The organism is Streptomyces sp. NPDC089919, from assembly GCF_040684615.1.
In the GTDB taxonomy this organism is placed as follows: Bacteria; Actinomycetota; Actinomycetes; order Streptomycetales; family Streptomycetaceae; genus Streptomyces.
Window position 1 is genome coordinate 15,022 of sequence record NZ_JBFBGK010000004.1, and the last position, 12,726, is coordinate 27,747.

Genomic DNA, 12,726 nt, shown 5'->3' on the forward strand with positions numbered 1-12,726 from the left:
TGAGGGACAGTCGGCTGATACTGTTGACCGCTGGTCGGGGCAGTCGCCTGAGGTGACTTTCCAGCCCCCGCCAAGTGGACGTCCCCCACGGGGGACCGGCCGGAGGAGGTGGGGCGGCGGTGGACGACCGAAGTCGATCGTGCAGTACCAATCGCTCTTCCGCAGTGGTCTGCCTCCCGGCTGATCTTCAGATCTGATCAGCCGTTCTCCCGCCGGACATCAGGGACACACACCGGCATCGGCCCGCTTCACGGCGGGCCCGGGCACACCCGGGCGGCCCGCTCCGCACCCGCCACCCGGCCCGCCCCGGCGACCGGACCCGTACGGGGCACGCGCGACGGAAGAGCGACGGAACACCATCCCGACCGCCCGCCCCCGCCCGGCGTTCCGCATGCGCCCCGCGGAGGTCTCCCGTCAGCGGCACCGTCTGCCGCGCGAAGGAGCCTGCCATGTCGATGATCCGTGACCTGCGCGCGGTGGTGCGCCCCGCGCTGCGCCCGGGACTGCGCAAGAGCAGCCCGGTGTACAGCAACTACGACCCCACCCGCGACCCGTCGGCGAGCAGCGCCGTGGTGGACTGCGCCGTGTACCGCGACGGCACCCGGATCCAGGGCGGCTGCCTGACCCCGCGGGAGGCGATGCGCCAGGTCCGCGAGGCGGGCGGGTTCGCCTGGATCGGCCTGCACGAGCCGACCGAGCAGGAGTTCTCCGGCATCGCGGCGGAGTTCGGGCTGCACCCGCTGGCCGTGGAGGACGCCGTCCACGCCCACCAGCGGCCCAAGCTGGAGCGGTACGACGACACCCTCTTCACCGTCTTCAAGACGATCCACTACGTCGAGCACGCCGAGCTCACCGCGACCAGCGAGGTCGTCGAGACCGGTGAGGTGATGTGCTTCACCGGCCGGGACTTCGTCATCACCGTCCGGCACGGCGGCCAGGGCTCGCTGCGGGCGCTGCGCCACCGGCTCCAGGAGGACGCCGAACTCCTCGCCAAGGGCCCCTCGGCGGTGCTGCACTCGCTCGCCGACCACGTGGTCGACGGGTACATCGCGGTGGCCGCGGCCGTGCAGGACGACATCGACGAGGTGGAGAGCGAGGTCTTCGCCGCTCCCGCCAAGGGCGGTCCGCGCGGCGCCGACGCCGGCCGGATCTACCAGCTCAAGCGCGAGGTGCTGGAGTTCAAGCGGGCCGTCTCCCCGCTGCTGCGGCCGATGCAGCTGCTGAGCGAGCGGCCGATGCGGCTGGTCGACCCGGACATCCAGAAGTACTTCCGGGACGTGGCCGACCACCTGGAGCGGGTGCACGAGCAGGTGATCGGCTTCGACGAGCTGCTGAACTCCATCCTCCAGGCGAACCTGGCGCAGGCGACGGTCGCGCAGAACGAGGACATGCGCAAGATCACCGCCTGGGCGGCCATCATCGCCGTCCCGACGATGATCTGCGGCGTGTACGGGATGAACTTCGAGCACATGCCGGAGCTGCACTGGCGGTACGGCTACCCGATGGTGATGGTCTCGATCGTCGGCATCTGCTTCACCATCCACCGCGCCCTGCACCGCAACGGCTGGCTCTGACGCCCCGTCTCCTTTGGCTGGTTCGCCCCCCTGACAGGCCGTCGGGCAGCCTCGAACCTATGGGGTGGCGTCGACCGGAGAACCCCCGGCGCGCCGGCCCAGTTGGCGGGCGCCCACCGGCGCCGGAGCGCGAAGGTGGCGGGTCACTTGTCCGAGGAGCTGTCCAGACCGTTACGGGCCCCGTGGTTCCCGCCCGGGACGCCGGAGCCCGGGTTCGCCCCGAAGTACCTGCTGCTGGGCCCGCTGGAGCTGCGCAGGGAGGGGCTGCCGTGCACGCCGACCGCGCTCAAGCCGCGGGCGCTGCTGGCACTGCTCCTGCTGCACGCCAACCGGCCCGCGTCGGTCTCCTCCCTCATCGAGGAGCTGTGGGACGGCCGGGCGCCGCAGTCGGCCGTGTCGGCCCTCCAGATGTACGTCTCCCGGCTGCGCCGGGTCCTCGACCCCGGGCACAGCCGCGGCGGCGGTGACGCCCGGCGGCACCCGGTACTGCGCACCGCCGGCGCCGGCTACCTGCTCGCGGTGGGCCCCGGCGAGCTGGACCTCGACCTCTTCCGGGCCCGGGCCGAGTTCGGCCGGAGCCTGCTGCTGCGGGGGGACTGCGCCAAGGCAGCGGCCGTCTTCCGCTCGGCCCTCGGGATGTGGCGGGGGCAGCCGCTCGGCGACCTCGTCCAGGCCTGCCTGCCCCCGTACTACGCGGTGCGGCTGGCCGAGGAGCGGCTGGCGGTGCTGCACGACCGGATCGGCGCGGACATCTGCGCCGGCCGCGCCCGGGAGGTGGTGGGCGAACTGGAGGAGCTGTGCGCCCGGCACCCGCTGCGCGAGGCCTTCCACGAACAGCTGATGCTGGCCCTGTCCCTGACCGGGCGGCGGGCCGAGGCCCTGGAGGCCTTCGGCCGGGCCCGGCGGACCGTCGTCGCCGAGACCGGGATCGAGCCCGGCCCGGGGCTCCAGGCAGCGCAGCGCGCCCTGCTGGCCGGTCAGCGGCCCCCGCAGGCCGGCCACGAACGCTGCTGCCCCACCGCCCGCCTCCAGCCGCTGGCTGGCTGAACGCGGGTGGCCGTGGTGCGTGGGGAGCGGCGCTTGACGGGGGTGGCAGGCTGGACCGGAGGCAGGCCCGGGCCTGGGATCGCCGCAGGCGACGGCGAAGCCGCGAAGTCCCAGGGGTGGGCCTGCCGCTGGGGGAGGCCTGCGGGCCGCCCCCGTCAAGCGCCGCGGGGACCCACGCACCACGACCGCCCGCCCCCGCTTACCCCCGCCGCCTCACTCCCCCGCCGGACCCCGGCCCGGTCGCAGCCGCCAATCCAGCCGGCGCCGGTAGTAGACCAGCGGCTCGCCCCCGGCCAGCGCACAGCCGGTGACCTCGCCCACCACGATCACGTGGTCCCCGTGCGGGAAGCGGGCCGCCGTGCGGCAGGTCAGGTAGACCGGCACCCCGGCCAGCCGGGGCACCGGACCGTCCCACTCCCAGAGCACATCGGCGAACTTGTCCTCGCCCCGGCCCGCGAAGACCTGCGCCAGGGCCGCGTCCGCGGCCCCCAGCAGGTGCACCCCGAAGGGGGTGCCGGGCCGGTCGAGCTCGCGGCGGGTGCGCGAGGACCGGGCGAGCGCCAGCAGCACCGACGGCGGCTCGACGCTGTACGAGCTCACCGAGGAGACCAGCAGCCCGGCCGGGCGGCCGTCGGCGCGGCGGACCGAGACCACCGCCACCCCGGCCGCCAGGTGCGCCATCGCCTCGGTGAAGGAGGCCTTGGCCCCGGCCCCGGCCCGCTGCCGCAGTTCCATCGGCCGGCTACCGGGCCGCGCCGGAGCGGCCGGCCGCCCGCAGGCAGGAGTCCCGGTGCTCGCGCGCCTCGGGGTCGCCGGTGGTGGCCAGCAGCTCCTCGAACTCGGCGGCGGCCGTGCCCCAGTCGCCCAGGGCCTCGCGGACCACGGCCCGGTTGAAGCGGAACTCCGCCCGCTCCGGCGCCAGTGCCACGGCCCGGTCGAAGTCGGCCGCCGCGGCCGGCAGTGCGCCCTCCTCGAAGCCCAGTTCGCCGCGGACCGCCCAGGCCTCGGCCAGCTCGGGCGCGGCGGCCAGCGCCGCGTCGAGGGCGGTACGGGCCTCCGGGCGGCGGCCCTCCTCGGCGAGCAGCCGGCCGCGCAGGCACAGCAGGTGGGCGTGGCCGGGGGCGTGCCGCAGGCCGGTGTCCACGTCCGCCAGGGCGGCCTTCGAGTCGCCCTGGTCGGCGAGCAGCCCGGCCCGGGCCAGCAGCGCCTCCAGGTGGGCGGGCTCCAGCTCCAGGGTGCGGCTGAAGTCGGCCAGCGCGCCGTCGGTGTCGCCCAGTTCGAGCCGGGCGTCGCCGCGGTTGTAGTACGCCTCCGGGAAGGGCGGTTCCAGGGTCAGGGCCCGCTGGTAGTCGGCGGCGGCCTCCGCGGGGCGGCCCAGCCGGCGCAGGATGTTGCCCCGGTTGAAGTAGTGGTCGGCGAAGTCGTCGTCCGAGGCGATGATCTCGGCGTAGTCGGCGAGCGCGTCCTCGAAGCGCCCGCTCATGCCGTTGACCTGGGCGCGGTTGTAGCGCAGGCCCACCCGGTGCCAGGTCCGCTCGCCCAGGCCCAGTTCGCGGTCGAGCCGGGCGATGCCCTCGTCGAGCAGGCGCAGCGCCTCGTCGGGCCGGCCGGCCCGGACCTCGACCAGGGCCAGGCCGTTGCGGTTGAAGACCGAGTAGAAGGCGCGCTCCTTCGGGTCGGGGAGCAGCCCGGCGATGGCGATGGACTGGTTGACCCAGGCCCGGGCCCGGCGCTCGTCGCGGCGCTCCTCCGGGTAGTGGCGGGCGTACAGCATGCCCGTCTCGTAGGCGAGCTTCATGTGGTGGGCCGGGTCGGTGGTGGCTGTGCGGGCCTCCTCCTGGAGGACGGCGGACTCGTCGGGGCGGCCGGAGGCGGCCAGGCACACCCCGGTCTCGCGGGTGAAGAGCCACCACAGGTCGGGGCGCAGGGCCGGGTCGGCGCCCCGGCGTCCTTCGTGCCCCAGTTCGGCGGCGGCGTGGTAGAAGCCGAGGTACTTGCAGCGGTCCATGGCCCAGCGCAGGGCGTCGAGGCCGGCGCCGTCGGGGTCGCTGCCGCGCATCAGGTGGAAGGGCAGGGCGCCCAGCCGCCAGGAGGTCTCGCCGGCCTCGGCGCGGGCGGCGAGTTCGGCGGCCCGGGCGTCGTGCAGCGGGGCCCGGTCGGCCGGGGCCAGCGCCTCGTAGGCGGCCCGGGCGGCGGGGTCCTCCTCGTCGGTGCAGTCGCCGGCCACGTACCGGCGGGCGTCCGCGGGGCCGCCCGGGGCGCCCGGGGCGTCGTCGGGGGCGGGGCGGGCCGGGCCGGTGATCCGGGTGGTGTGCGCGAGCAGGGCCTCGGGCAGCGAGACGGAGGGCGCGCCGGGCGGGTCGGCCGGGGCCTCGGTGCCGGTGGACAGCACGAGGGTGAGCAGTTCGGGCGGGATCCGGCGGACGGCCGCGGCCAGGAACTCCCGGTCGGTGACGTCGGCGTGCTCGACGTGCTGCACCACCAGGGCGCGCGGGCCCCGGTCCGCGTCGGCGAGGGCGGCGAGCAGGAAGTCGACCAGGCCGTGCGCCACCCGCAGCGAGTGCAGCCGGGCCGGGTAGCGGCTGACCTCGCCGGGGGCGGCGGTCTTCTGCTGTTCGAGCCGGCGGCGGATCGGCGGTACCAGCGGGGCCAGTTCGGGGGTGCTCTCCTGGAGTTCGATGTAGTGCCGGGCGGCCAGCTCGGGGCGGCGGCGCAGCGCCTCGGGGGCGAGGAGCCGCAGGATGGTGCCGGCGGCGGTGTAGGGGCCGCGCAGCCTGCGGTGCGCGTCCACGGTCGCGAGCACCGGCGGCAGGCCGAGGCCGGCCCGCAGCCGCTCGTGCTCCCGGCGGGCGGCGGCGGAGATCCAGTAGTGGCTGCTCATGGGCCTGCCTTTCACAGGTGGGCCGTCGGGTCCCGTGAGGGGCCGGTCAGGCGATGACGTGGGCCGGCCGGGCACGGCGGTTGCGGATGCGTTCGCGTGCGTAGATCACGGCGGTGAGGCCGACCTGGGCGAGGGTCAGCAGCAGGAAGACGGCGGCGTCCAGGAGGCGCACGCCGTCGGTGTGGGCGCCGGCGCCGAAGCGGTCCAGCGACCCGGTGATCATCTGGAGGAAGACCGGGCCGATGCCCAGCAGGAAGGTGCTCAGGCTGACGGTGTAGCCGCCCAGGATCAGCCAGGAGTACCAGCGCCCGACCCGGCGGTCGACGGGGTGCCAGGCGCTCTCGTCCGCCGTCCGCTCCGGGCGGCGCAGCAGCCGCAGGAGCCGGTTGCGCAGCAGCTGGACGGCGGTGGTGTGCAGGTCGACGCAGCCGAGCCAGGTGGTGATCAGCACGTAGACGTCGGTGCGCAGGTAGAGGAAGAACTGCCACAGCAGCCGCATCAGGGTGGCGAAGGCCAGGCCCAGGCAGACCCGGCCGGTGAGCGTGAAGTCCCCGCCCGGCCCCCGGGCCGCGTCGGCGACGGTGACCATCACGCTGAGCAGGACCACGTCGGCGAGCATCCCGGCGAGGATCGGCAGGTAGCGCTTGCGGCGCGGCACCGAGACCAGCCCGTCGAGCTGGGTCTCCACGACCAGGAAGTAGAAGCGGTACGAGAGCCGGGTGCGCGAGCGCAGTCCCAGGCGGCGGCCGGCCAGCGCGTGGTAGCACTCGTGGATCGCGATCAGCGGCACCGCGACCACCAGCAGGACCAGGTTGACCACCGCGTAGTAGTCGCTGAAGAGCAGGTCATGGGGGCTGGGCACGAGGTCCGGCGAGCGGACGGTGCGCCACGCCGCCCAGCCGGTCAGGGCCGCGTAGCAGGCCCAGGCGGCGGGCGAGAAGAGCGCCCGGCCCAGCCGCTGCCAGCGCACCGGGGCCGGCCCGGCGCCCGCCGCCTCGTCGCCGGTGCGGACGAAGCCCAGCTCGTGCAGGGCCTCGACGACGTCCCCGACGTCGGCCCGCTCGCCGTACTCCGCCTCGTACCAGTCGGCCGCCTCGGCGGGGGTGGCGCCGTCCTGGAGCCGGCGGACCAGCTGCGCCCCGTCCGGCGGGAAGATCGCGTAGGAGTCGGTGTCCGGCCGGCCGATGGTGACCTCCTCGCCCTCGTCGAGGTAGACCAGCGGGTGCAGCGCCAGCGGGGTGTCGGCCGGCGCCCGCGGGCCCTCGTCGGCCATGGGGTCCTCCCTCTCGTCCGGCCCGTCGTCCTCGGCTGTGCAGGCGCCGGCGTGTCGCGGGGACACGCCGGCGCCCGGGCCCCGGTGACCGGGGCGTCGTCACCTGGCCCCGGTTCAGCTGGGGTTCGGGTAGACGTGACAGGCAGAAGACGTCAGGCGGACCGGGCCGGCCTTACGGATCTGGATCTTCTTCATGGGAAGCACCTCCCTCGGGTGACTGGCGGCTGGGACGTCCCCCATGCTGCAAAGGGCCGCCATAGGACCTCCAAACTCCCGCCAAACCTCCTTCACTTGCGGAGGACGCAGCAGGTCGCCGGGGTCGTCCGGGCCGCCCCGGGAACGCGGACGCCCCCGCACCGGGTGGGTGCGGGGGCGTCCGTGCGGGTCCGGGCTCAGCGGCGCTTCTTGCGCTTCAACAGCAGCTTGGGCAGCGCCGCGGGGACGGGCCGGCGGGTGGTCGCGGAGGTGGGCAGCGGGTGCGCGGCCAGCGAGGAACCGGGCAGCTCGGCGTGGACCGCGACCGGGGTGAGCCGCACCAGCCGGCACTCGCGCGCCCAGCGCTCGGTCATCGCGTCGGAGTCGGGGGCGTTGAGCCGCTTGCCCTTGAGCTCGGCCACCGCGGCCTGCCACTCCTCGCCGCCGGGGGGCAGCTCGCGCACCGCGGCGGACCAGGCGACGAGCCGGCCGCCCTTGTCCTTGCTGCGGACGGTGACCTCGGCGGTGCCGCCGTCGGCCAGGCCGGGGAAGGGCTGCTCGCCGGGACCGTCGCCGAGCAGGTGGGCGGCGCCGTCCACCCAGGCGTGCCACAGCCCCCGGGCCGGGGCGCTCCCCTCGACCCAGATGAGGCCGGACTTCTTGGTGGCCTCCTCGACGAGGGCCTGCTCGAGCAACGTCAGCGTCATGGGGGCCAGCGTAGGGGGTGCGGCGGGCTCTTCCCGCAGCGGTCCCTCAGGCTCCCTCGAGGGCCGCCGGACAGGCCCCGAGCCGTGGTCAGCCGTTGGGCAGCGCGCTGCCGTAGTCCACGGTCGAGCCGGCCGGCGGGGCCTCCAGGGTGAAGGGGGCGCCCCAGTCGGCCAGCTCCACCACCCCGGCGCCGCCCGCGCGCTCCAGCCGCAGCGGATAGGCGGTGCCCTGGAGGGAGACGGAGAGCCGGCCGCCCGCGCCCTCGTCGCCGTCGACCTGGATGACCCGGGTGGCGCCGATCTTGGTGTAGTCGCCCTTCGACAGCTTGCCGTGCAGCCCGAGCACCCCGTCGAGCAGCACCTTCATGTCGGTGAAGACGCGCAGCTGCTTGTACGCGGCGTCGCCCTCGGGCACCTTCACGTACTTGTCGCCGAGCTTCCCGGCGGCGGCCGTGGCGTCGGCGGAGGGCTCCCCGCCGTCGGTGCCGGCCGGGTCGGCGGAGCCGGAGCCGGAGCCGTCGGAGGCCGCGCCCGGCTTCTCGCGGTGGCTCCAGAAGGCCGCGTCCGCCTTCAGGTACAGCTCCTCGCCCAGCCGCAGCAGTTCGAAGGTGGAGTCCTTCGAGGTGACCTCGCCGCTGGCACCGTCGGCCTTCAGGCGCATGTCGAGCTTGTAGGACGTGCCGGAGCTGACCAGCGTGCCGGACAGCCGCACGGAGTCGGCCGCGCCGGCCGCGGCCCGGGCCTTGGACTCGATCTGGTCGGCGGAGAGCTTCCCGACGCCGTTGGTGCCCTCGTCGGGGTCGGCGCCGCAGCCGGTGACACCGGCCACGGCCAGTCCCGCGCAGACCGCGCCGAGCAGCGCGGCGCGGCGGAGCCGCAGGGCCGGGGGGAACACGGTCACGGGCGGGCTGCCTCTCTCCTGTCCGACGTGCAGCAGGCAGCGTACCCGGGGGCCCGGCGGGAACCGGAGCGGGGCGGTCGCCCCGGCCGGCCGGGCCGCTCCCGCCGGGCCATCCGGGCGGCGGCCCCCACCAGGGCGTGCCCCGGTGCGACGGGCTAGCCTGAAGGCCGGTACGACGGCCCGGCCGGAGAAACGGTTCACGAGGAGGCGCACGAGCATGGCAGCAGGCGCCCCCAGGATCTTCGTGTCGCATCTGGCGGGCGTGCCGGTCTTTGACCCCAACGGCGACCAGGTGGGCCGGGTCCGGGACCTGGTGGCGATGCTCCGGGTGGGCGGCCGGCCGCCCCGGCTGCTGGGCCTGGTGGTGGAGGTGGTCAGCCGGCGCCGGATCTTCCTGCCGATGACCCGGGTGACGGGCGTGGAGTCCGGCCAGGTCATCACCACGGGCGTGGTGAACATGCGGCGCTTCGAGCAGCGGCCCACCGAGCGGCTGGTGATGGGCGAGCTGCTGGACCGCCGGGTGACGCTGGTCGGCTCCGGCGAGGAGGTCACCGTCCTGGACGTGGCCATCCAGCAGTTGCCGGCCCGGCGGGACTGGGAGATCGACCGGATCTTCGTCCGCAAGGGCAAGGCGGGGGCGCTGCGCCGCCGCGGCGAGACCCTGACGGTCGAGTGGTCGGGGGTGACCGGCTTCTCGCTGGAGGAGCACGGGCAGGGCGCCGAGAGCCTGCTGGCCACCTTCGAGCAGATGCGCCCGGCCGACCTGGCCAACGTCCTGCACCACCTGACGCCCAAGCGCCGGGCCGAGGTGGCCGCCGCCCTCGACGACGACCGGCTGGCCGACGTCCTGGAGGAGCTGCCCGAGGACGACCAGATCGAGATCCTGGGCAAGCTGAAGGAGGAGCGGGCGGCCGACGTCCTGGAGGCGATGGACCCGGACGACGCGGCGGACCTGCTCTCCGAGCTGCCGGCGGACGACCAGGAGCGCTTCCTGACCCTGATGCAGCCGGACGACGCGGCCGACGTGCGCCGGCTGCTGTCGTACGAGGAGCGCACCGCGGGCGGTCTGATGACCACCGAGCCGATCGTGCTGCGCCCGGACGCCACGGTCGCGGACGCGCTGGCCCGGGTGCGCCAGCAGGACCTGTCCCCGGCGCTGGCCGCGCAGGTGTACGTGTGCCGGCCGCCGGACGAGACCCCGACCGGCAAGTACCTGGGCACCGTGCACTTCCAGCGGCTGCTGCGGGACCCGCCGTTCACGCTGGTCTCCTCGATCGTGGACACCGACCTGCCGCCGCTGCGGCCGGACGCCTCGCTGCCGGCCGTCACCAGCTACCTGGCGGCCTACAACATGGTCGCGGTGCCGGTGGTGGACGAGAGCGGTTCGCTGCTGGGCGCGGTGACCGTGGACGACGTGCTCGACCATCTGCTGCCCGAGGACTGGCGGGAGACCGACTTCCACTCGGAGGAGAACGTACGTGGGCACTGACCGCGGCAGGGAGTCGGTGGCCGACCGTCCGGAGCGGGGCGAGAAGCCCGCGGGCGGGCCAGCCCGTCCGCGGGTGCGGCTGGACCTGCCGCGGGCGCCGCGGCGGGCGCTGCTGCCCGAGTACGACCCGGAGGCCTTCGGCCGGCTGTCGGAGCGGGTCGCCCGCTTCCTGGGGACCGGCCGGTTCATCGTCTGGATGACCCTGGTCATCGTGGTGTGGGTGCTGTGGAACATCTTCGCGCCCGAGCACCTGAAGTTCGACCAGTACCCGTTCATCTTCCTGACGCTGATGCTGTCGCTCCAGGCCTCCTACGCGGCCCCCCTGATCCTGCTCGCGCAGAACCGGCAGGACGACCGGGACCGGGTCAACCTCGAGCAGGACCGCAAGCAGAACGAACGCTCGATCGCGGACACGGAGTACCTGACGCGGGAGATCGCCGCACTCCGGATGGGTCTGGGCGAGGTCGCGACCCGCGACTGGATCCGCTCGGAGTTCCAGGACCTGATCAAGGAAATGGACGAGCGCCGTCTATTCCCGCTCGAGAGTGACGAAGGCGACCGCTAGCGGCCTTTCCCGGGGTGTGCTACTGAGCCGTACCATCTGCTCATGGCTACCGATACCCCTTCCGCCGCCGTGCCGACCGAGGACGCGGTCCTCGAAGCGCTGGCGACGGTGAACGACCCCGAGATCCACCGGCCCATCACCGAGCTCGGCATGGTGAAATCCGTGGAGATCGGCGACGGCGGATCGGTCGCGATCACGGTCTACCTGACCGTCTCCGGCTGCCCGATGCGCGAGACGATCACCAAGAACGTCCGCGAGGCCGTCGAGCGGGTCGAGGGCGTGACCTCGGTCGCGGTCGAGCTGGACGTGATGAGCGACGAGCAGCGCAAGGAGCTGGCCGCGGCCCTGCGCGGCGGCACCGCCGAGCGCGAGGTGCCCTTCGCCAAGCCCGGCTCGCTGACCCGGGTCTACGCGGTCGCCTCCGGCAAGGGCGGCGTCGGCAAGTCCTCGGTGACGGTCAACCTGGCCGCGGCGATGGCGGCGGACGGCCTGAAGGTCGGCGTGGTCGACGCGGACATCTACGGCCACAGCGTGCCGCGGATGCTGGGCGTGGACGGCAAGCCCACCCAGGTCGAGAACATGATCATGCCGCCCTCGGCGAACGGCGTGAAGGTCATCTCGATCGGCATGTTCACCCCGGGCAACGCCCCGGTCGTGTGGCGCGGCCCGATGCTGCACCGCGCGCTCCAGCAGTTCCTCGCGGACGTCTTCTGGGGCGACCTGGACGTGCTGCTGCTCGACCTGCCGCCGGGCACCGGCGACATCGCGATCTCGGTGGCCCAGCTGGTGCCCAACGCCGAGATCCTGGTCGTCACCACCCCGCAGCAGGCGGCGGCCGAGGTGGCCGAGCGGGCCGGTTCGATCGCGGTGCAGACGCACCAGAAGATCGTCGGCGTGGTCGAGAACATGTCCGGCCTGCCCTGCCCGCACTGCGACGAGATGGTCGACGTGTTCGGCACCGGCGGCGGCCAGATGGTCGCCGAGGGCCTGACCAAGACCACCGGCGCCACCGTGCCGGTGCTCGGCCAGATCCCCATCGACGTCCGGCTGCGCGAGGGCGGCGACAACGGCAAGCCGGTCGTGCTCGCCGACCCCGACTCCCCCGCCGGCGCCGCGCTGCGCGCCATCGCCGGCAAGCTCGGCGGCCGGGCCCGCGGCCTGTCGGGCATGTCCCTGGGCATCACCCCGCGCAACAAGTTCTAGGACACCGCAAGGGCGCCGCTCCCCCCGGGGGGAGCGGCGCCCTTGCGCGTTCCGCTACTGGTACAGGGCCAGGTCCCCGGCCTGCGAGAAGGCGAGCCCGTAGGCGCTCATGCCCCGGCCGTACGCGCCCAGGTGCACCCCGGACGCGGTGGAGCCGGCCAGCACCCAGCCGAACTCGGACTCCCGGTAGTGGAAGGGCGTCGGCACCCCGTCCACCGGCAGGGACAGCGTCGACCAGTCGGACCCGGCCAGGTCGTCGGCCAGCTCCCAGGCGGTCTCGGTCTGCTGGTCCAGCCACTCGCTGCGCCGGGTGTGGTCCATCTGGCCGGGCCAGGTGAAGGCCAGCAGCCCGGAGCCGGCGAGCCAGGCCGCGGAGGAGACCGAGGTGGCCTCCAGGACGCCGGTGCCGTCGCCGCTGCGCCGGTTCGGGTTGCTGGCCACGGTGATCACCACCGCGAACTTCTCGCGCTCGTTCGCGCCGGTCTCGCTGCGCACCACCGGCTCCTCGCCGTGGCCGACCGAGCCGTGCTCGACGGTGCCGTCCGCGCCCACCCCGACCTGCATCAGCCAGCGGGGGCCGGTGAAGGCCTCGTCCAGGCCGTACCAGGGGAAGTCGGCGCGCAGGTAGCCCTGGGCGGTGCGCCGGGCCGCGGGCACGGCCGCCGCCTCCTGGGGCGCGGCCGCGGTGGGCGGTGGTGGCTGGTCCGCCGTGGGGGCCGGTGCACCCGGCCCGTCCGTCTGCGTGGGCTGGACCGGTTGAACCCCTACCCGGCTGGTCGTCTCCATCAGGGCCGCCTCTCGTTCCGTGGGTCCGGAGTGGCCCGCCCCCCTCGGGCGTCCTGGATCCGGACAGGATGGAGGATAGCCATCCGAGTCCGGCAGGCCGGGCAG

General features: G+C 74.6%; 11 protein-coding genes. 5 read left to right on the forward strand and 6 right to left on the reverse strand.

From position 1 onward, the window contains the following. Window positions 1-449 precede the first annotated feature (449 nt). On the forward strand, window positions 450-1,574 hold the full coding sequence (locus AB0O40_RS02855; RefSeq protein ID WP_365034948.1) for a magnesium and cobalt transport protein CorA: 1,125 nt from the start codon (window positions 450-452) through the stop codon (window positions 1,572-1,574). Window positions 1,575-1,721: 147 nt separating this feature from the next. Further along, window positions 1,722-2,621 (forward strand): AfsR/SARP family transcriptional regulator, encoded by a 900-nt coding sequence (locus AB0O40_RS02860; RefSeq protein ID WP_365034950.1) that lies wholly within the window; start codon window positions 1,722-1,724, stop codon window positions 2,619-2,621. 213 nt (window positions 2,622-2,834) lie between these two features. Here the strand turns inward: AB0O40_RS02860 and AB0O40_RS02865 are convergent, their stop codons facing one another. The 5 genes from AB0O40_RS02865 to AB0O40_RS02885 all read right to left on the reverse strand — a co-directional run bounded on the left by AB0O40_RS02865 (window position 2,835) and on the right by AB0O40_RS02885 (window position 8,578). Beyond that, window positions 2,835-3,356 (reverse strand): flavin reductase family protein, encoded by a 522-nt coding sequence (locus AB0O40_RS02865; RefSeq protein ID WP_365034951.1) that lies wholly within the window; start codon window positions 3,354-3,356, stop codon window positions 2,835-2,837. Between the two features lie 7 nt (window positions 3,357-3,363). Further along, window positions 3,364-5,502: a tetratricopeptide repeat protein gene (locus AB0O40_RS02870; RefSeq protein ID WP_365034953.1), complete on the reverse strand. Its 2,139-nt coding sequence runs from the start codon at window positions 5,500-5,502 to the stop codon at window positions 3,364-3,366. Between the two features lie 46 nt (window positions 5,503-5,548). Continuing rightward, a complete protein-coding gene (locus AB0O40_RS02875) occupies window positions 5,549-6,775 on the reverse strand; it encodes a hypothetical protein (protein ID WP_365034955.1) in 1,227 nt (408 codons plus the stop codon). Window positions 6,776-7,167: 392 nt separating this feature from the next. After that, window positions 7,168-7,677 (reverse strand): hypothetical protein, encoded by a 510-nt coding sequence (locus AB0O40_RS02880; protein ID WP_365034956.1) that lies wholly within the window; start codon window positions 7,675-7,677, stop codon window positions 7,168-7,170. An 88-nt stretch (window positions 7,678-7,765) separates the two neighbouring features. Beyond that, complete coding sequence (locus tag AB0O40_RS02885) at window positions 7,766-8,578, reverse strand: hypothetical protein (protein ID WP_365034958.1); 813 nt, start codon at window positions 8,576-8,578, stop codon at window positions 7,766-7,768. A 217-nt stretch (window positions 8,579-8,795) separates the two neighbouring features. Between AB0O40_RS02885 and AB0O40_RS02890 the strand changes: the two genes are divergently transcribed. From AB0O40_RS02890 to AB0O40_RS02900, 3 genes are all read left to right on the forward strand, one after another. Then, window positions 8,796-10,067, forward strand: coding sequence for a CBS domain-containing protein (locus tag AB0O40_RS02890; protein WP_365034960.1), 1,272 nt, complete (start codon window positions 8,796-8,798; stop codon window positions 10,065-10,067). A gap of 16 nt (window positions 10,068-10,083) precedes the next feature. Continuing rightward, complete coding sequence (locus AB0O40_RS02895; protein ID WP_365035195.1) at window positions 10,084-10,632, forward strand: DUF1003 domain-containing protein; 549 nt, start codon at window positions 10,084-10,086, stop codon at window positions 10,630-10,632. Window positions 10,633-10,701: 69 nt separating this feature from the next. Continuing rightward, window positions 10,702-11,835 carry an Mrp/NBP35 family ATP-binding protein gene (locus AB0O40_RS02900; protein ID WP_365035196.1) on the forward strand — a complete coding sequence of 378 codons (1,134 nt, stop codon included), beginning with the start codon at window positions 10,702-10,704 and terminating at the stop codon, window positions 11,833-11,835. A 54-nt stretch (window positions 11,836-11,889) separates the two neighbouring features. Here AB0O40_RS02900 and AB0O40_RS02905 read toward each other — a convergent pair whose 3' ends face one another. After that, on the reverse strand, window positions 11,890-12,621 hold the full coding sequence (locus AB0O40_RS02905) for a hypothetical protein (protein ID WP_365034962.1): 732 nt from the start codon (window positions 12,619-12,621) through the stop codon (window positions 11,890-11,892). Window positions 12,622-12,726 lie beyond the last annotated feature (105 nt).

Excerpts from the sequence above, each read along its gene's own strand:
- AB0O40_RS02855 (WP_365034948.1), top strand. The coding sequence starts at position 450 with ATGTCGATGATCCGTGACCTGCGCGCGGTGGTGCGCCCCGCGCTGCGC.
- AB0O40_RS02865 (WP_365034951.1), bottom strand. The coding sequence starts at position 3,356 with ATGGAACTGCGGCAGCGGGCCGGGGCCGGGGCCAAGGCCTCCTTCACC.
- AB0O40_RS02880 (WP_365034956.1), bottom strand. The coding sequence starts at position 7,677 with ATGACGCTGACGTTGCTCGAGCAGGCCCTCGTCGAGGAGGCCACCAAG.
- AB0O40_RS02870 (WP_365034953.1), bottom strand. The coding sequence starts at position 5,502 with ATGAGCAGCCACTACTGGATCTCCGCCGCCGCCCGCCGGGAGCACGAG.
- AB0O40_RS02875 (WP_365034955.1), bottom strand. The coding sequence starts at position 6,775 with ATGGCCGACGAGGGCCCGCGGGCGCCGGCCGACACCCCGCTGGCGCTG.
- AB0O40_RS02905 (WP_365034962.1), bottom strand. The coding sequence starts at position 12,621 with ATGGAGACGACCAGCCGGGTAGGGGTTCAACCGGTCCAGCCCACGCAG.
- AB0O40_RS02890 (WP_365034960.1), top strand. The coding sequence starts at position 8,796 with ATGGCAGCAGGCGCCCCCAGGATCTTCGTGTCGCATCTGGCGGGCGTG.